At 65.7% G+C, this 16,763-nt stretch carries 13 protein-coding genes, 1 tRNA gene and 1 riboswitch; of the genes, 9 read left to right on the top strand and 5 right to left on the bottom strand.

Annotated features, from left to right (window positions below):
- Nucleotides 1-79: 79 nt before the first annotated feature.
- Nucleotides 80-2,377: a DUF6600 domain-containing protein gene (locus tag ACFPPB_RS10815; RefSeq protein WP_377326913.1), complete on the bottom strand. Its 2,298-nt coding sequence runs from the start codon at nt 2,375-2,377 to the stop codon at nt 80-82.
- Nucleotides 2,378-2,670: 293 nt separating this feature from the next.
- Between ACFPPB_RS10815 and ACFPPB_RS10810 the strand changes: the two genes are divergently transcribed.
- The 8 genes from ACFPPB_RS10810 to ACFPPB_RS10775 all read left to right on the top strand — a co-directional run bounded on the left by ACFPPB_RS10810 (nt 2,671) and on the right by ACFPPB_RS10775 (nt 9,395).
- Nucleotides 2,671-2,744 (top strand) — tRNA-Gly (locus ACFPPB_RS10810).
- 37 nt (nt 2,745-2,781) lie between these two features.
- Entirely contained in the window at nt 2,782-3,249 is a 468-nt protein-coding gene (locus ACFPPB_RS10805; RefSeq protein ID WP_377326911.1) for an ATP-dependent zinc protease family protein, read from the top strand.
- A gap of 10 nt (nt 3,250-3,259) precedes the next feature.
- Nucleotides 3,260-4,183 (top strand): 30S ribosomal protein S6--L-glutamate ligase, encoded by a 924-nt coding sequence (rimK, locus tag ACFPPB_RS10800; protein WP_377326909.1) that lies wholly within the window; start codon nt 3,260-3,262, stop codon nt 4,181-4,183.
- A gap of 109 nt (nt 4,184-4,292) precedes the next feature.
- Nucleotides 4,293-4,781: a hypothetical protein gene (locus ACFPPB_RS10795; RefSeq protein ID WP_377326907.1), complete on the top strand. Its 489-nt coding sequence runs from the start codon at nt 4,293-4,295 to the stop codon at nt 4,779-4,781.
- A 67-nt stretch (nt 4,782-4,848) separates the two neighbouring features.
- Nucleotides 4,849-5,244, top strand: a complete 396-nt coding sequence (locus tag ACFPPB_RS10790; RefSeq protein ID WP_377326905.1) for a BlaI/MecI/CopY family transcriptional regulator — start codon at nt 4,849-4,851, stop codon at nt 5,242-5,244.
- A complete protein-coding gene (locus ACFPPB_RS10785) occupies nt 5,244-6,962 on the top strand; it encodes a TonB family protein (protein WP_377326903.1) in 1,719 nt (572 codons plus the stop codon). The genes ACFPPB_RS10790 and ACFPPB_RS10785 overlap by 1 nt, the downstream gene beginning before the upstream one ends.
- 482 nt (nt 6,963-7,444) lie before the next feature.
- Complete coding sequence (locus ACFPPB_RS10780; RefSeq protein WP_007809337.1) at nt 7,445-8,131, top strand: response regulator transcription factor; 687 nt, start codon at nt 7,445-7,447, stop codon at nt 8,129-8,131.
- Nucleotides 8,115-9,395 (top strand): sensor histidine kinase, encoded by a 1,281-nt coding sequence (locus tag ACFPPB_RS10775; RefSeq protein WP_377326901.1) that lies wholly within the window; start codon nt 8,115-8,117, stop codon nt 9,393-9,395. Before ACFPPB_RS10780 ends, ACFPPB_RS10775 begins: the two co-directional genes overlap by 17 nt.
- Before the next feature lie 257 nt (nt 9,396-9,652).
- Here the strand turns inward: ACFPPB_RS10775 and ACFPPB_RS10770 are convergent, their stop codons facing one another.
- The 4 genes from ACFPPB_RS10770 to ahcY all read right to left on the bottom strand — a co-directional run bounded on the left by ACFPPB_RS10770 (nt 9,653) and on the right by ahcY (nt 13,765).
- The gene (locus tag ACFPPB_RS10770) at nt 9,653-10,570 is read right to left on the bottom strand and encodes a branched-chain amino acid transaminase (RefSeq protein WP_072758574.1); all 918 of its coding nucleotides are present in this window, start codon (nt 10,568-10,570) and stop codon (nt 9,653-9,655) included.
- 67 nt (nt 10,571-10,637) lie between these two features.
- Nucleotides 10,638-11,243: a DUF4124 domain-containing protein gene (locus tag ACFPPB_RS10765; RefSeq protein ID WP_377326899.1), complete on the bottom strand. Its 606-nt coding sequence runs from the start codon at nt 11,241-11,243 to the stop codon at nt 10,638-10,640.
- A 22-nt stretch (nt 11,244-11,265) separates the two neighbouring features.
- On the bottom strand, nt 11,266-12,090 hold the full coding sequence (metF, locus tag ACFPPB_RS10760) for a methylenetetrahydrofolate reductase [NAD(P)H] (protein WP_377326897.1): 825 nt from the start codon (nt 12,088-12,090) through the stop codon (nt 11,266-11,268).
- Nucleotides 12,091-12,322: 232 nt separating this feature from the next.
- Nucleotides 12,323-13,765 (bottom strand): adenosylhomocysteinase, encoded by a 1,443-nt coding sequence (gene ahcY, locus ACFPPB_RS10755; protein ID WP_377326895.1) that lies wholly within the window; start codon nt 13,763-13,765, stop codon nt 12,323-12,325.
- Between the two features lie 73 nt (nt 13,766-13,838).
- A riboswitch (S-adenosyl-L-homocysteine riboswitch) is annotated at nt 13,839-13,937 on the bottom strand.
- 87 nt (nt 13,938-14,024) lie between these two features.
- Here ahcY and ppc point away from each other — a divergent pair.
- On the top strand, nt 14,025-16,730 hold the full coding sequence (gene ppc, locus ACFPPB_RS10750; RefSeq protein WP_377326893.1) for a phosphoenolpyruvate carboxylase: 2,706 nt from the start codon (nt 14,025-14,027) through the stop codon (nt 16,728-16,730).
- The last annotated feature ends 33 nt before the right edge of the window (nt 16,731-16,763 follow it).

Genomic DNA, 16,763 nt, shown 5'->3' with positions numbered 1-16,763 from the left:
AGCGCCGCTGCGAGCCGCTGCGCTCGTTCCGACCTCTCACCGCGGGCTGGGGAGAAGTCGGAGCGCGGGCCGTGACGCCTCAGTGCTGCTCCGCGTCGTCTTTCGGCCGATGTGGGGTTTTTTGCGGCGGCGGCCCTGACTCGGTGCGTTGCTGCGGATGGGGTGCTTCGGCGCGCGGCGGCGGCTCGAAGCGCGGCTGCTGCTGTGGCTGGAAGGCCGGACGACGCGGCGGCTCATTGCGGGCCGGCTCGGGCATCGGCTGTGGTCGTTCGCGAACGTAGCCGCGCGGGGCGGGCTCGGCACGGGCCGGCGCGGCACGCTGAAAGCGCGGTTCCTCGCTGTTGCGAGTCGGTGCGGCCGGCGTGGGCAAGTCCTGCCGCATCGTGCGATTGGACTGGTAACGCTGGCTGCCCCCGTCGCCGGCCGGCGGGTTCCGGTAGCCCGGGATCTGCTCGGCACGCCGGATCTGCGGCACCTGCGGCAGCGACGAGTTATCGCGGGCAGCGGGACGAGGCTGGTTTTCGCCGGCGCCCGAGATATAGCTGACGCCCGGCCGCGGCATCGATTCGCGTTGGTCCACGTTGTCGCGGCTGCGTGGATGGGCGAAACGTGTCGACGGCAGTCCGGCGCCGCCGCGCGCTTCGGGGCGGTTGTCGTTGCGCATTGCCGGTTGCGGCGAACCCGCGGTGACGCGGGGGCTGGCCGGAGGCTGCTGCGGTGTGGCGGTAAATCGGCGCGCATTGTCGCCCGCGCGATCGGCGGGAATGGGGCGAACGCCGCGATCGCGGTTGTCGCCCGCATTCAACACGCGGACATTGGATGCGGACACGCCGGCTCGGGGCGACTCGGCCAGACGGTTATTGCGTCCGGGCCCGCCTGCACCCTGCGCCACCATCGGCGGTGCGTGGCGTGCCACTACTTCGCGATTGAATCCGCCGGCCGGCAGGTTGCGTGCATGTGCGCTGAGTGCAGGCCTGGCCTCGGCGACGGGGCGCAGCTGGCTGGCTCCGCGTGAAAGCACAGGCGCCGCGGCCAGCTGACGCGGATCGACCTTCACCAGGTTGTGCTGCACATGGCGACCACCGGCGAACGTATTGCCTGGCACGGCGGTGAAGCCGCGTGGCGCTTCACGGTTGGCGTAGTGCCCATCACGCACCGGCTGACCGCTGCGATAGTTGTTGTACGAATGGTTGATGCTGTTGATGATCGTGGTCTGGTTGTAGGTGTTGTGTACGTTGATGTTGGTGACGTTGACGCGGGTGTAGTAGTTGCGGCTGGCGCGGTACCACGGGTTGTAGACCTCGCCAGGACCCAGCGGGAACCAGCCCACCGGGCCACTGCTGATGCCGACCGACCAGCCACCGCCACCGACAAAGGCCACCAGCGCCGGTGCGTAGATCGGACGCACCTCGCGCGGCCCCGGAATCCAGCCCCAGCCACGACGCGTGTAAGCCCAGCGGCCGTAGTGGTAAGGCGCGAAGCCCCACGGCGAATCGTCCACCCAGGTCCAGCCCCACGGCGCGATGTACGCCCAGTGGCCATCGCGGTACGGCGCCCAGTCCACGGCGACCCGGGTGGGATACCACACTTCGCCGTAGTCGCTGGTGGTCTGCCAGTCGCCGTACTGATCCAGGTCCTGATAGCCCACCACGTCGTCGGAAACGTATTGCCGGCTGCGCGACTGCCCATAGCGGCGGTCGCGCCCGCCGACCCACGCGTCGAATGCATCGCCGCCGCCGATGTCGCTGATGGTCACATCGGCGAGGCCGGAATCGGCAAAGCGGTAGCTGCGGCCGGGATTGATGGTGCGCTGCGCGTTGTTCTCGCCATACACGGTGGCGCCGCCGTCGAACGCCGTGACCTGGGTGCTGCCGCCGTTGTCGTCGATGTCCACGCGGAAGCTGCCGGGCTGATCGACCACCAGCGCCACGGTCGGCGTGTCGATCTCGTAGCTCTGGCCCTGATCCAGATGACGCACCGTAAGGTTGAGCGTGCCCTGGGTCAGCTCGATCTGCGCCAGCTGGTCATTCAGATTGAGCAGGCCGAAGTCGGTCTGGCCGTCCATGCGCAGGCTGCCGCCGCCAAGTTCCAGTTCGGCGCGGGAACCCCGGCCGGTGGACAGCCGGTCGCCGGTAGTCAGCGGGCGGTTGACGCTGGCATCGCTCCAGTCCTTCGCGCCGGCCGGCAGGAAACCGAGATCGCCGGAGATGTACGACAGACGGGCCACCCGGCTCGGCGGATCGGCGCTGTTGTCGTTTGCAGCGGACTGGGCCTGCACCAGAGCTGTAGAGGCGCACAGCAGCACGATCGCCAGCAGTCGCCCCAGCAGTCGCCAGCCGAAGCGTGATGGAGCGAGGAATTTGGCGAGCACACGCATGTGAGTTCCCCCAAAAGGTGGACGCGGTAAGTGTGAACGCGATTTGCCATCGCGCGATGGGTTTGTTCGATCCGATTATGGGCACATTAAAAATTAGTCCGGTCTTAAGTTCTGCTGATCGGGCCGCCGGCGATTCAGCTGGCCGCCATCTGTGATTCATGCGGCGTTGGGGCGGCGCGGTCGTGCGCTGCTTCCCAAAGCACACCAGAGCAGCGGCCGGCTCGCGTGGCGAAACTCCGCTCTCGCCCGACTTTCCAACGGCGCATGTCACGCGTTACCATCCGCCGGCCAATGCGGGTGTAGCTCAATGGTAGAGCTGTAGCTTCCCAAGCTACTGACGAGGGTTCGATTCCCTTCACCCGCTCCACTCCCCGCTGCAGCGATCCGAGCTATCCCGAAACCCTATGGCGGATCTGATCACCGCGGGCCTGATTACGTTGGGCTGGCGCGAGCGGCTGGCGTTGCCGCAGCTGGGCATCGGCATGCTCAAGGCCAAGCTGGACACCGGCGCGCGCAGCAGTTCGCTGCACGTCGATACCCTCGAAGAGTTCCAGCGCGGCGGAGACACCTGGCTGCGTTTCACCATGCATGTCGGGCGGCGCCAGCCGACGCACATATGCTGCGAGGCGCCGGCGCTGGATCGGCGCGCGGTGACCGATACCGGCGGCCGGCGTACCGAGCGCTGGTTCATCCGCAGCGAGGTGCGGCTGGCCGGGCAGCATTTCAGTGTCGACATCAACCTGACCGACCGCCGGCATATGCTGTTTCCCATGTTGCTGGGCCGCAGCGCGCTGGACGGGCGTTTCGCGGTCGATCCGGCGCGTTCCTATACCCAGCCGCGGCCGTTGCCGGCTGCTTCGGACATCCCATGACGGCCCTGCCATGAAAATCGCCATCCTGTCGCGCAACAGCCGACTCTATTCGACCAAGCGGCTGGTCGAGGCTGCGCGCGAGCGCGGCCACGTGGTGCGGGTGCTCGATCCGCTGCGCTGCTACGTGCGCATCGCCCCGGGCGCGGTGGCGATCCGTTACAAGGGCAAGGAAGTGCGCGACATCGATGCGGTGATACCGCGCATCGGCACCACCAGCACGTTCTATGGCACCGCCGTGCTGCGCCAGTTGGAGATGATGGGCGTGTACACGCCGAACCCGTCCGATGCCGTGCTGCGCGCGCGGGACAAGTTGCGCTGCCTGCAGATCCTCGCCGCGCAGGGCATCGACATGCCGATCACGGTATTCGGAGACAACCCGGACGATACCGCCGACGTGCTGGCTCTGCTGGGCGATCCGCCGCACGTGATCAAGCTCAACGAAGGAAGCCAGGGCACCGGCGTGGTGCTGGCCGAGAAACGCAGCGCTTCGCAAAGCGTGATCGAGGCGTTCCGCGGGCTGTACGCGAATTTCCTGGTCCAGGAGTTCATCGCCGAGGCGAAGGGTAGCGACCTGCGCTGTTTCGTGGTCGGCAAGAAGGTGGTGGCGGCGATGCAGCGCGACGCCAGCCCGGGCGAATTCCGAGCCAACCTGCACCGCGGCGGCAGCGCGATGGCGGCAACCTTGAGCACGGAGGAAAAACGCATCGCCGTGCGCGCTGCTGCCGCGCTCGGCCTGGGCATCGCGGGAGTGGATCTGTTGCGCTCCAATCGCGGCCCGCTGCTGCTGGAAGTGAACGCCTCGCCCGGCCTGGAAGGTATCGAGGCGGCCACCGGCGTCGATGTGGCTGGCGCGATCGTGGAACTGCTGCAAGCGCAGGCTGGTGACGCGGCGCCGAGTGGGCGGGCACGCCGGGGTACATTACGAAGTATTTAGTACGAACATCTTCGTTGACAGTGTTCTGGCGGCAGACCTACCATCCATCGCGGGATGATCGGGTGTCGGGCGTTCCTTACCGGAGCGCAGCCTGATCGGGGAGAGAGGCATGAAACTGAAGTTCTGGCTGTTGGGTGCGGTCGTGGGCATGGCGCTGCTGCAGGCAAGCGCTATTTACGCCCACAAGACGGAAGTCATCGTCAAGGCCGAGAACAAGGACGATTTCGCCGCCGTGGTGGCGGCGGTGCATCAACAGATGCAGTCCGGTGGACGCTACGAGTTCGTCGATCAGGGCGAGCGCCAGAAGGTCGATGCGAGCTTCGCCGACATGCAATCGCTGTTCGACAAATACAATAACGTTGCGCAGATGGACCAGAACGCCAAAGTCCAGCTGTTCAACGACCAAGAAGCAGTCAACGCGATTCTGACTCACCGTGACGACAAGCGGCTGGTCTGCGAGTCGGTGGCACCGATAGGTTCCCATATACCCAGGACGAGCTGCCGCACATATCGTGAGATCGAACAGGAGCACCGCGACACCCGGAACATTCAACAGCAAATGCAGCAGGTGCAGGAAGTCAGGGGGGGCAAGGGTTGAGCGCTGCACCGTCAGCCATCGTCTCAATGTCAGGTTTCTTATCTCATGGGTGAACCGAGGTGTCGGCATGAAGGCACAGCTCCCAATCAGTCCCAGACCCACCGAGGGTGAGCTTGAGATTCTGCACGTCTTGTGGGCGCGCGATGCCTGCACCGTGCGCGAAGTACACGATGTGCTCCGTCCCGATGTCGGCACGGGCTACACCACGACGCTGAAACTGTTGCAGGTGATGCATGCCAAGGGACTGGTCGAGCGAGATGATTCGCAGCGCGCGCATGTGTATCGTGCTGCGGTGAGCAAGGAACGCACGCAAAAGCGGTTTCTGGTTGATCTGGTGCAACGGGTATTCGAGGGATCGTCCTCGCAGCTGGTCTTGCACGCGCTCGGGAGCCAGCAGGCCAGCCGTGAGGAGCTGCGGGCGATCCGCAGCCTGTTGAACAAGCTCGACAAGGATGCATCGTGATGGACGCGTTGCCCGTGGTGCTTGCGAGTGTGCGGGTGGTGGGCTGGACATTGCTGCATTTTGTCTGGCAGGGGGCGTTGCTGGGATTGCTGTATGCGGTGGCGCGTGCGGTACTGGCTCGTGGCGAGGCACGCTACCGATTCGGCATGGCCATCCTGGTGGCGCTGGCCCTGTGCCCGTTGCTGACCTTGTGGCGACTGCTGGAAACGGCGTCGCAGGTGACCCCGGCAGCTACTGCGCTTGTGATTCCGCTCGTAAAGGATTACGGCACGGCAGCCGCCACGACGACCTGGGCATGGGGTGCCGATCTGGACATGCTTCTGCCATGGTTGGTGCTGGCGTGGTCGCTCGGCGTGCTGTTGCTGTCGCTGCGCGCATGGCGCCAATGGCGCGGGCTGAAGGCACTGGTGCAGATGGCTGCGCTGTTGCCGGAATGGCAAAGTCATGTCGCCGCGATGGCCGGACGTTTCGGCCTGCGCCGACGTATCACCGTGCTGTGCAGCAAGGTCATCGCCACGCCGGCGGTCGTCGGCTGGATGCGGCCGGTGATCCTGTTGCCGATGGCCGTCGTGTGCAACTTCCCCGTGGAGCAAGTTGAATTGATCCTTGCCCATGAGCTGGCACATCTGCGTCGCTGGGACCCGTTTGCCAACCTGTTCCAGGTCGTTCTCGAGACGCTGTGTTTCTATCATCCGGTAGTGCACTGGGTGTCGCGCGATGTACGCAATGAGCGCGAGATCTGTTGCGATGAGTTGGCGCTTTCGGTCAGTGGCGGCAGCCGACACGCCTTCGTGACGGCGTTGGCCGAGCTTGGTGAATTGCGCCGGCAGCATGCTTCGCTGTTGCTCGCAGCCAGCGGTGGCGTGCTACTGGATCGCGTGCAGCACATGGTGCTTCCGCGGGAGCGGAATGGCGCATCGATGCGCACGTCTGCGCGCTTCGTGGCCGTGCTGCTCGGCGCCGCACTGGTGGCGCTGACGCTGCGGCTGGAGTGGAAGCTGAATCACCTGCAGAGCCGCATGACCGCAGCGATCACACAGCTGAAGTCGATGTGGACGCCATCCGGGTTGCCGCTGATGCATGCCGACGTGAGCTGGCACCCAGCCGATCTGGCCTTGGTACATGCCCAGGTGCAGCGGCCGATGGAAAGTTTATCGGGGATGGCGGACGACACGGATTCCCGTGGTGCAATGGCGCTGGTGCCGGTCGCGATGAAGCTGCCGCAGCTGGTTCCGTTGCAGGTGGCCAACCTGTTGGCGATGCCGCAGGCCGAGCAGGTAGCGGCTGCCGCGATGCCGGTGGTGCCGGCTGCCCCATCGGCTGTACCGGCACCGACGTTGATCAGCGCTCGCCGGCCGGCCTATCCGCACGCGGCATTTGCGCACGGTATCGAGGGACAGGTGGTGATCGAGTTTGGCTTGTCCGCTGCGGGCGATGTACTGGATCCGCGGGTAATCAGCGCTCGGCCGGCGGGAGTGTTCGACCAGGCCGCGATTGACGCGATCCGCACGTGGAAATATGCGTTGTCCGAAACGGGTGCGACATCCCGGCGATATCGCCAGGCGGTGGCGTTCACACTGAAAGCGGGTGACTCCGGAACTGCCGCTTCCCGGCGCCGGGCTGATTGTCAGGTGGTCACCGGAACGCACATCTGTCGAGGACTCGATGAGGTGGTGGCGCGCATCGGTCACGTCGTTGATTGGACGACGCGGCCCTGATTCGAGGGGATGATCGCAAAGACCTTCTGTTGGTGTCACGTGTTTAACGACGAAGTGAGTACGGGTTAACTGCACCATAACCAGGCACGCCCTATAAAACAGTGGCTGTTCTTTGCATGGCACTCCACCGCCGAAGGCGGGTGACGGCAGACGACGGTGTCGGGGCAGTAGCTTGGGCCCAGGTGTTGCGACGGCGAGTCGTGCACCTGGGCCTTTTTATTGGCCGGGAGGAAGGGCTAAGGGCATCGCCCGCGAGCGGGCTCCTACGTGGTTTTCGTGGGGTGGGGTGGCCCGATGCGTGTGGCAATGGGGGTTCCCGCCACCCGGCGGTAGGAGCCCGCTCGCGGGCGATCCCGCCGCTTTTCCCCGCCGGCAGCATCGTGCGTTCAGTTTCGTACCGCGATCGGCGCACTTCATTCACGCAAGCTTGTTAAGCTTGCATCCTCAGCCGGCCCCATGCGTCGGCTGCGCAGGAGTGACACATGCGCGTTCTGGTGATCGAAGACAACAGCGATATCGCGACCAACATCGGCGATTATCTGGAAGACCGCGGCAACGTGGTCGATTTTGCGGGGGACGGGGTGACCGGCCTCCACCTGGCGGTGGTGCACGATTTCGATGTGATCGTGCTGGATCTCACGTTGCCGGGAATGGATGGTCTGGAAGTGGCGCGCAAACTGCGCCACGAGGCGCACAAGCAGACCCCGATCCTGATGCTGACGGCGCGCGATGCGCTGGAGCAGAAGCTGACCGGCTTCGAGTCCGGCGCCGACGATTACATGACCAAGCCCTTCGCGCTGCAGGAACTGGCCGCGCGGCTGGAGGTGCTGGCGCGCCGTGGCAAGGGCCCGCAAAGCCGCGTGCTGAAGGTGGCCGACCTCACCTTCAACCTCGACACGCTGACGGTGAACCGCGAAGGCAAGTCGATCCAGCTGAACCCGATCGGCCTGAAGCTGCTGCAGGCGCTGATGGAAGCGAGCCCGTCGGTGGTCACCCGGCAGGATCTGGAACAGAAAGTGTGGGGTGAGGAGTTGCCGGACAGCGATTCGCTGCGCGTGCATATCCACGGCCTGCGTGCGGCCATCGACAAACCATTCGAGAAGCCGCTGATCCACACGCGGCACGGCATTGGCTATCGGATGGTCGAGCCGGATGCAGTCCAGGCGTAAGCTTCGTTTTCGATTGATCGTTTCCTTCACGCTGTTCGGCTTCGGCCTCAGCGCGTTGTTTGCCGTGGCTGCGCTGAACATTCGCGCCAAAGTCGAAAGCCAACTGGTTACCGCGTCCTTGCAACAGGACGTGGATCAGGCCGTCGAGAAAGTGCACAAGGATCCCTCCAAGCCTGCGGGCTCGGATCTGATCGAGGCCTGGATGCGCAGCGATCGCACGCTCTACAACATGCCGCTTTCCTGGCAGGCGCTCGACAGCGGCGTGCATGACATTTACGAAACGGGAACGGACGGAACCACGCATCATTACAAGCTTGCCGTGCGCAAGAAGTACGGGCTTATCGGATTCATCCGCTACGACGTCACTCGCGACGAGCTGGGCAAACGGCAACTGCTCATCAGTGTGATCGGCGCCGTATTCCTGTTCGGCCTGCTCTCGCTGGCGATAGGCGTGTGGCTTTCGCGCAAGGTACTCAAGCCGGTCAGCGAGCTGGCCGACCGCCTGCGCGATTTCCGCAAAGCCGGCAAGGCCGAGCCGCTGGCGCCGCACTTCGCCGACGACGAGGTGGGTGAACTGGCGCACGCGCTGGATGAGTACTCGGCACGTCTCACCGCGATGGTCGAGCGTGACCGCGAGTTCAACTCCGACGTCAGCCACGAGTTGCGCACGCCGCTGGCGGTGATCGCCAGCACCACCGAGCTGCTGCAGGGTTCGCCCGATCTCACCGAGAAATTGAGCGAGCGGTTGAAACGCATCGAGCGCGCCTCGCGTCAGGCGACCGAACTGATCGAGGCGTTGCTGCTGTTGTCGCGTGCCGAACGGCGCGGCCCGACCCGGGGCGAAATTACCGAGGTCGGCAAGGTCGCCGCCGATGTGATCGAAAGCCAGCGCCCGCAGATGCGCGGCAAGCCGCTGACCATCGAGCTGACCGTCGACGAGACGGTCAACGTCAATGCGCCGGCCTCGGTGCTGTCGGTGGCGCTGACCAACCTGATCGGCAATGCGATCAAGTACACGCTCGAAGGCACCGTGCGGGTGGAAGTGGGTGCCGGCCGCATCGAGGTGATCGACACCGGCCCCGGGATCAAGCCGGAAGATGCCGAACGCCTGTTCCAGCGCGGCGTACGTGGCGAGGGTGCCGGCGGCAGCGGTGCTGGCCTCGGCCTGGCGATAGTGCGCAGGCTATGCGAGTTGTATGGCTGGGATGTCTCGATGCGCCCGCGCAGCGACGCCAATGGCGCGATCGCCAGCATCAAGTTCTAGCGGCAGAAGCGAGTGGTGGAGCGAGAAGTGAGAAAAGAGAAAAGAGAAAAGAGAAAAGAGAAAAGAGAAAAGAGAGGGGTCGCTCACACCGCAGCTACCCTGACGCACGGGCAGCTGGTCCAGCCGCATGCTTTGCATCCAGTCACTCTTGCCGACACGAAAACGCCCCGCATGACGGGGCGTTTCGTTGAGCGGGTTGTGCGCGAACCGGGCTATCTCTCTTTTCTCACTTCTCGCTCCACCACTCACTCCTTTCGTCACACCTGCTCCAGCCAACCCCACTTGTCATGGGTACGGCCGTCGAACAGGCCGAAGAACAGCTCCTGCAGGCGCAAGGTGACGCGGCCGGCCTTGCCGGTGCCCACCTGCTTGCCGTCGACCGAACGGATCGGGGTGATCTCGGCCGCGGTCCCGCACATCAGCAGCTCGTCGGCCAGATACAGGTATTCGCGCGGGATGTCGCGTTCGACCACGTCGATGCCGTCTTCGCGGGCCAGCGTCTTCAGCGTGTCGCGGGTGATGCCCGCGAGAATCGAGGCGCTGGCCGGAGTGGTGTGCAGCACACCGTCGAACACCAGGAACAGATTCTCGCCCGCGCCTTCGCTGAGCAGGCCGCTGGATGCCAGCGCGATGCCTTCGCCGAAGCCGAGGCGGCGCGCCTCGCGGGCGATCAGCTGACCGGACAGGTAGTTGCCGCCGGCCTTGGCGCCGGCCGGGATGGTGTTCGGCGCGAAGCGCTGCCAGCTCGACACGCAGGCGTCGATACCGTTCTGCAGCGCCTCCGGCCCGAGGTACGGACCCATCGGCCATGCCGCCACCGCCACGTCGATCGGGGTTTCGGCTGACAACCCGAAACCGCCCAGACCGCGGTACGCGACCGGGCGCAGATAGGCCGCGCCGAGTTCGTTCTTCTTGATCACCGCACGGCAGGCTGCGGCCAGCTCGTCGGCGGAATGCGGCAGCACCATGTCGTAGATCTTGGCCGACTGGTACAGCCGGTTCAGATGATCGGTGAGCCGGAAGATCGCCGCCCCATCAGGCGTGGCGTAGCTGCGGATACCCTCGAATACCGACGAGCCGTAATGCAGCGCGTGCGACATCACATGCGTGGTCGCTTCGGCCCAGGGCTTGATGCTGCCGTTCTGCCAAATCCACTCAGGGTATTGCTGAGCCATGTCGTTTCTCCAAGGGTGACCGCCCATGATAGCTGCTGTGAACCTGCCAGGCGTCAATCCGGACGTCTCAGTCGGGGTTGCGCAACCATAGGCAACCGGCCCGGCTGACGACATCGAAACGCAGTTCGCGCGAGCTTCCGCTGCCGTCGTTGCCGGCAGTATGCAGCACCAGTTGGGCGTTGGCGGGTATCGAGTCGGGCGAAGTGCCAGGGGGAGCGATGGCGGCCATATCGTTGGCAGCGATCGCCGCTGCCGGCGACTTATCGCCGGATGCGGAATCGTCCGGCGTGTCGACATCCAGCAACGGCTGTTTCATCAGCTCGCCCAGCGAGCGGATATCCGCAATCACCGTGCCACGGCCGAAGCCGCTCCACAGCATCAAGCCGGCCATGCGGTTCGCATCATGGCTGGCGAACGCGTCGATCACGCTCTGGCGCAGCGCGCCCAGGCTGGCCGCACAGAGGGTTGGCGGCGGCGCGGTTGCGGGAGGGGTGCCGTTGCCGCGCGTGGCGGCCGGGCCGACCGGGGTGGCCTGCAGCGCGGCGCACGGCTGGTCGGTGAACACGGCGCCGCCGTTCGCGCCGATGCAGCGGTGGATCTCCGTCTGTGCCCGCGCCGGCGCCGCCCAGGCGAGCAGGACGAGGCACAGCAAGGCAGCTGACTGGCGCATCATGCCAGCATACCCGCCCACTGCCTCAGGCAAGTTGCTGCAGCACGGACTGCGTCGCCTTGGCGCGATTCAACGTGTAGAAGTGCAGGCCCGGGGCGCCGCCTTCGAGCAGGCGCCGGCACAGCTGCGCCACCACTTCGGCGCCCAGCGCGCGCACCGACTCGGCATCGTCGCCGTGCGCCTGCATGCGCTTGGCGATCCAGCGCGGAATCTCGGCGCCGCACATGTCCGAGAAGCGTTTCAGCTGGCTGTAGTTCGCGATCGGCATGATGCCCGGCACGATCGGCACGTTCACGCCCAGCTTGCGCACGTCGTCGACGAAGCGGAAATACGCGTCGGGGTTGAAGAAATACTGGGTGATCGCGCCGTTTGCACCGGCGTCGATCTTCGCCTTGAAATGCTGCAGGTCGCGCAGCGCGTCGTCGGCCTGCGGGTGGACTTCCGGGTACGCCGCCACCTCGATATGGAAGTGATCGCCGCAGTGCTCGCGGATGAAACCCACCAGCTCGGCCGCATAACGGAAGTCGCCCGCCGTGGCCATGCCCGACGGCATGTCGCCGCGCAGCGCGACGATGCGCCGGTAGCCAGCCGCGCGGTAGTCATCCAGCAAGGCACCCAGTTCGGCGCGGGTGCCGCCCACGCAGGACAGGTGCGGCGCCACGTTGAGGCCGTGCTGTGCATGCAGCCGCGCCACCGTCTCACCGGTGTAGCTCAGCGTCGAACCGCCGGCCCCGAAGGTGACCGAGGCGTATTCCGGCTGGTACGTCTTCAATGTCTGGGCGGCACGATCGAGTTGTGAACGCTGCTCGTCGTTCTTGGGCGGGAAGAATTCGAAGCTGATGGCCGGCATGGCGGAGGTTCCGGATGGACGATGCGGGCCAGTATATATCTCTATCTCGCGATGAAGCGATATATGGCAGAACCGGGAATGGGGAGTCGGGAGTGGTTGGAAGCGAAGAAAGCTTGGCCGCTCCGCTGACCTGCAGGCGAGAATCGCGCATAAACAAGGGGCGCATCGCTGCGCCCCGTCTGTTTGGAGAACCGGGCCTCGATTCCCGATTCTCCATTCCCGACTCCCGTCATCAGTACCGGTAATGGTCCGGCTTGTACGGGCCTTCCACCGGCACGCCCAGGTAGCCGGCCTGCTCCTTGGTCAGCGTGGTCAGCTTCACGCCGATCTTCTCCAGATGCAGGCGCGCGACTTCTTCGTCGAGCTTCTTCGGCAGGATGTAGACCTTCGGCTCGTAACTGTCCTTGTTCGCCCACAGGTCGATCTGCGCCAGGGTCTGGTTGGAGAACGAGTTGGACATCACGAAGCTGGGATGGCCGGTGGCGCAGCCGAGGTTGACCAGGCGGCCTTCGGCGAGCAGGAAGATCGCGCGGCCGTCCGGGAACACGTACTTGTCCACCTGCGGCTTGATGTTGATTTTCTCCACGCCGGCCATCGTGTTCAGCGCATCGACCTGGATCTCGTTGTCGAAGTGGCCGATGTTGCAGACGATCGCCTGGTCCTTCATCGACTTCAGATGGTCGAGCGTGAGCACGTCCTTGTTGCCGGTGGTGGTGACGTAGATGTCGCCGCGGCCCAGGGTCGACTCGACCGTATTGACCTCGAAGCCTTCCATCGCCGCCTGCAGCGCGTTGATCGGATCGATCTCGGTCACCACGACGCGCGAGCCGTAGGCACGCAGCGAATGGGCGCAGCCCTTGCCGACGTCGCCGTAGCCGCAGACCACGGCGACCTTGCCGGCCAGCATCACGTCCATCGCGCGCTTGAGGCCATCGGCCAGCGACTCGCGACAGCCGTACAGGTTGTCGAACTTGCTCTTGGTCACCGAGTCGTTGACGTTGATCGCGGGCACCAGCAGCGACTTCGCCTCGGCCAGCTGGTACAGGCGGTGCACGCCGGTGGTGGTCTCCTCGGAGACGCCCTTCCAGTCCTTGACCACGGTGTGCCAGTAGCCCGGGCGCTCCCTGTGCACGCGCTTCAACAGGTTCTTGATCACCTGCTCCTCGTGCGAGGACGCCTTCTCGTCGACCCACTTGCTGCCATTCTCCAGCTCGTAGCCCTTGTGGATCAGCAACGTGACGTCGCCGCCGTCGTCGACCACCAGCTGGGGCCCGAGGAAGCCGCCCTTGCCGTCGGAGAAGGACAGCGCGTCCAGCGTGCAGTCCCAGTACTCCTCCAGCGTCTCGCCCTTCCAGGCAAACACCGGCGTGCCGGTGGCGGCGATCGCGGCGGCGGCGTGGTCCTGGGTCGAGAAGATGTTGCATGAAGCCCAGCGTACGTCGGCGCCGATGTCCTTCAGCGTCTCGATCAGCACCGCGGTCTGGATCGTCATGTGCAGCGAGCCGGTCACGCGCACGCCCTTCAGCGGCAAGGTGGCGGCGTGCTTCTTGCGGATCGACATCAGGCCCGGCATCTCGTGCTCGGCGATGTCCAGCTCCTTGCGGCCCCAGTCGGCGAGCGACAGGTCGCGGATCTTGTAGTCGTGGGTAGCGGTTTCTTTGGTAACGGCGTTCATGGATGTCTCCGGTTAGTGCAAGGCTCTTTCGAGGAGTCCGGCCATGGATGGCCGGTCTTCTGCGAAGGGACTCGCGTACAGAGCGCCGTTGTGGAACGTGCCGCGCCGAGCCTGGCCGTTTCCGACGGCGGATGGATCCGCAGTCGGAACGGTCGCAGCGCCCCTCGGCGGGCAGTACAAGCCCGTCATTGTAGCGGGAGATGCCTCCGGCGCTGCAATTCGATAGGCTGGCCGTTCACCCAGCACTGGAGCGACTGCATTGGAAGAGAACCGCGAGGCCGAATTCCTGCCACCCGATGGCCCGCTGCGCGAGGACGTCAGCCGGCTCGGCGCGATGGTCGGCAGGATGCTGGCCGAGCAGGGCGGGGCCGCGTTCTTCGAACGGGTCGAGCAAGTGCGCGTCGCGGCCATTCGCCGCCGCCGCGAAGGTGCCTCGGTGGATGAACTGGCCGACTCGCTGGCCGGTCTCGATGCGGCGGATGCGCAAGCCATGGCGCGTGCCTTCGCCACTTATTTCCAGGCGGTGAACACCGCCGAGCGGGTGCATCGCATCCGCCGTCGGCGCGACTACCAACGCGAGGGCAGTGCGCCGCAGCCGGAGTCGCTGCTCGACGTGCTGGGCCGGCTGAAGGCTGAAGGCGTCGGCGCGAACGAGCTGCTGGGCTGGCTGGATCGGCTGTGGATCGAGCCGGTGTTCACCGCGCACCCGACCGAGGCCGTGCGCCGTTCGCTGCTGGAAAAGGAACAGGCGATCGTCAGCTCGCTGATCGACGGCTTCGACCAGCACCGCACGCCGCAGGAGCGCCGGGAGGACGACGACCGCATCTACATGGCGCTGTCCTCCGGCTGGCAGACCGCCGAAGCCTCGCCGGTACGGCCGACCGTGCAGGACGAACACCATCACGTCGGTTTCTATCTGGCCAACCCGCTTTATCGCATCGTGCCGGCGCTCTACGAATCGCTGGCCGGAGCGTTGCAGTCGGTCTATGGCGTGGCCGCGGACCTGCCGCAGCTGCTCGGCTTCGCCACCTGGGTCGGCGGCGACATGGACGGCAACCCGAATGTCGGGGCGGATACCATCGCCGCCAGCCTGGCCACCCAGCGTGCGAATGTGATCGAGCATTACGTGGCCGATGTGGCGGGGTTGGCACGCCTGCTCAGCCAGACCGAAGGCCGGGTCGCGGTCGACGCGGACCTGCAGCAGCGCCTGGACGATTACCGCGCGCGTTTTCCCGCCGCCGCGCAGAGAGTGCGGCCGCGGCATGCCGACATGCCGTACCGCTGCCTGCTGACGGTGATCGGTGCCCGCCTCGAGGCAACCCTTGGCGACAGCCATACGGAAGGCTATACGTCCGCGGCCGAACTGCTCGATGACCTGCAGTTGATCGTCAGAAGCCTGGTCGACCATCACGGCCTGCACGCCGGTGCCTACGCGGTGCAGCGCCTGATCCGCCGCGTGCGCACTTTCGGCTTGCACCTGGCGCGGTTGGACGTGCGGCAGGATTCGCGCGTGCACGACGATGCGCTGGCGGCACTGCTGGACAACGTAGCGTGGCCGCAGCTCGCCCCCGACGAACGCGCGCTGCAGCTGCGCGGCTACGCCAGCGGCAGCGCGCGTTTTCCGATCAGCCACGCCGACGTGGTCGCCTCGCTCTACGACGTATTCGCGACCCTGGGCGACGCCCGGCGCCGCTACGGCAGCGAGGCGGTCGGCCTGTACATCATCAGCATGGCGCGCTCGGCTGCCGACGTGCTGGCGGTACTGGCACTGGCGCGCTACGGCGGCCTGGTCGAGAACGACAGCGTCCCGCTCAACATCGCGCCATTGTTCGAGACCGTCGACGATCTGAAGGCGGCCCCGCAGACCCTGGGCGCGTTGCTCGACGACCCGGTCTATCGCCAGCATCTGGCCGCGCGCAACAACCAGCAGTGGGTGATGCTCGGCTATTCCGACAGTGGCAAGGACGGCGGCACGTTGGCTTCGCGCTGGGGCCTGCAGCGCGCGCAGGTGGAGTTGCTGGAAGTGGCGAACGCGGCCGGCATCGAGCTGGCGTTCTTCCACGGCCGCGGCGGTTCGGCCAGCCGCGGCGGCGCGCGCATCACGCCGGCGCTGATGTCGTCGCCGCGCGGTACGGTGGCCGGCGTGCTGCGCGTCACCGAGCAGGGCGAGGTGATCCATCGCAAGTACGGCATCCGCGCATTGGCCTTGCGCAACCTGGAGCAAACCGTCGGCGCGGTGTTGCGCGCCAGCCTGCGGCCACGCGAAACCGAACCGCGCGAGGAGCATTGGCGCGGGCTGATGGATACGTTGTCGGCGAACAGCCGACAAGCCTATCGCGCCTTCGTCGACCGGGAGCACTTTGTCGATTATTTCCGCGCCGCCACGCCGATCGACGTGATCGAGAAGATGACGTTGGGCTCGCGTCCGGCCAGCCGCCGCAGCATGCGCGGGGTGCAGGATCTGCGCGCGATCCCCTGGGTGTTCGCGTGGACCCAGTGCCGCTCGATCCTGCCCGGCTGGTACGGCCTCGGCAGCGCGCTGGAACAGAGTGCTCAGCAGCTCGGCGAAGAAGCACTGGTGGAGATGGCGCGTGACTGGCCGTTCTTCAGCAACGTGCTGGACGACGTCGAGATGGTGCTGGCCAAGTGCGACCTGGACATCGCCGAGGCGTTCTCGAAGCTGTCCGGTCCGCTGCACGAGGAATTCTTCGGCCTGATCCGCGACGAGTTCGCGCGCACCCGCCACTGGCTGCTGCGGCTCAAGCGTAGCGATGCGCTGCTGCAGGTCGAGCCGCGCCTCGCCGCATCGATCCGCCTGCGCAACCCCTACGTCGATCCGATGAGCCTGCTGCAGGTCGATCTGCTGCAACGCTGGCGCGCCACCGAGCGTGCCGACGATGCCTTGCTGCAAGCCCTGGTCGCCTGCGTCAACGGCGTCTCCCAGGGGCTGCAGAACACCGGCTGACCCGCGCCTCGCACCTCCACATTGACAGGTAGG

It is taken from the genome of Rhodanobacter terrae, from assembly GCF_042657005.1.
In the GTDB taxonomy this organism is placed as follows: Bacteria; Pseudomonadota; Gammaproteobacteria; order Xanthomonadales; family Rhodanobacteraceae; genus Rhodanobacter; species Rhodanobacter terrae.
The sequence above is the reverse complement of the archived record's forward strand: the minus strand, read 5'-3'. Positions and strand labels throughout refer to the sequence as shown.

Excerpts from the sequence above, each read along its gene's own strand:
- ACFPPB_RS10815 (WP_377326913.1), bottom strand. The coding sequence starts at position 2,377 with ATGCGTGTGCTCGCCAAATTCCTCGCTCCATCACGCTTCGGCTGGCGA.
- ACFPPB_RS10805 (WP_377326911.1), top strand. The coding sequence starts at position 2,782 with ATGGCGGATCTGATCACCGCGGGCCTGATTACGTTGGGCTGGCGCGAG.
- rimK (WP_377326909.1), top strand. The coding sequence starts at position 3,260 with ATGAAAATCGCCATCCTGTCGCGCAACAGCCGACTCTATTCGACCAAG.
- ACFPPB_RS10795 (WP_377326907.1), top strand. The coding sequence starts at position 4,293 with ATGAAACTGAAGTTCTGGCTGTTGGGTGCGGTCGTGGGCATGGCGCTG.
- ACFPPB_RS10790 (WP_377326905.1), top strand. The coding sequence starts at position 4,849 with ATGAAGGCACAGCTCCCAATCAGTCCCAGACCCACCGAGGGTGAGCTT.
- ACFPPB_RS10785 (WP_377326903.1), top strand. The coding sequence starts at position 5,244 with ATGGACGCGTTGCCCGTGGTGCTTGCGAGTGTGCGGGTGGTGGGCTGG.
- ACFPPB_RS10780 (WP_007809337.1), top strand. The coding sequence starts at position 7,445 with ATGCGCGTTCTGGTGATCGAAGACAACAGCGATATCGCGACCAACATC.
- ACFPPB_RS10775 (WP_377326901.1), top strand. The coding sequence starts at position 8,115 with ATGCAGTCCAGGCGTAAGCTTCGTTTTCGATTGATCGTTTCCTTCACG.
- ACFPPB_RS10770 (WP_072758574.1), bottom strand. The coding sequence starts at position 10,570 with ATGGCTCAGCAATACCCTGAGTGGATTTGGCAGAACGGCAGCATCAAG.
- ACFPPB_RS10765 (WP_377326899.1), bottom strand. The coding sequence starts at position 11,243 with ATGATGCGCCAGTCAGCTGCCTTGCTGTGCCTCGTCCTGCTCGCCTGG.
- metF (WP_377326897.1), bottom strand. The coding sequence starts at position 12,090 with ATGCCGGCCATCAGCTTCGAATTCTTCCCGCCCAAGAACGACGAGCAG.
- ahcY (WP_377326895.1), bottom strand. The coding sequence starts at position 13,765 with ATGAACGCCGTTACCAAAGAAACCGCTACCCACGACTACAAGATCCGC.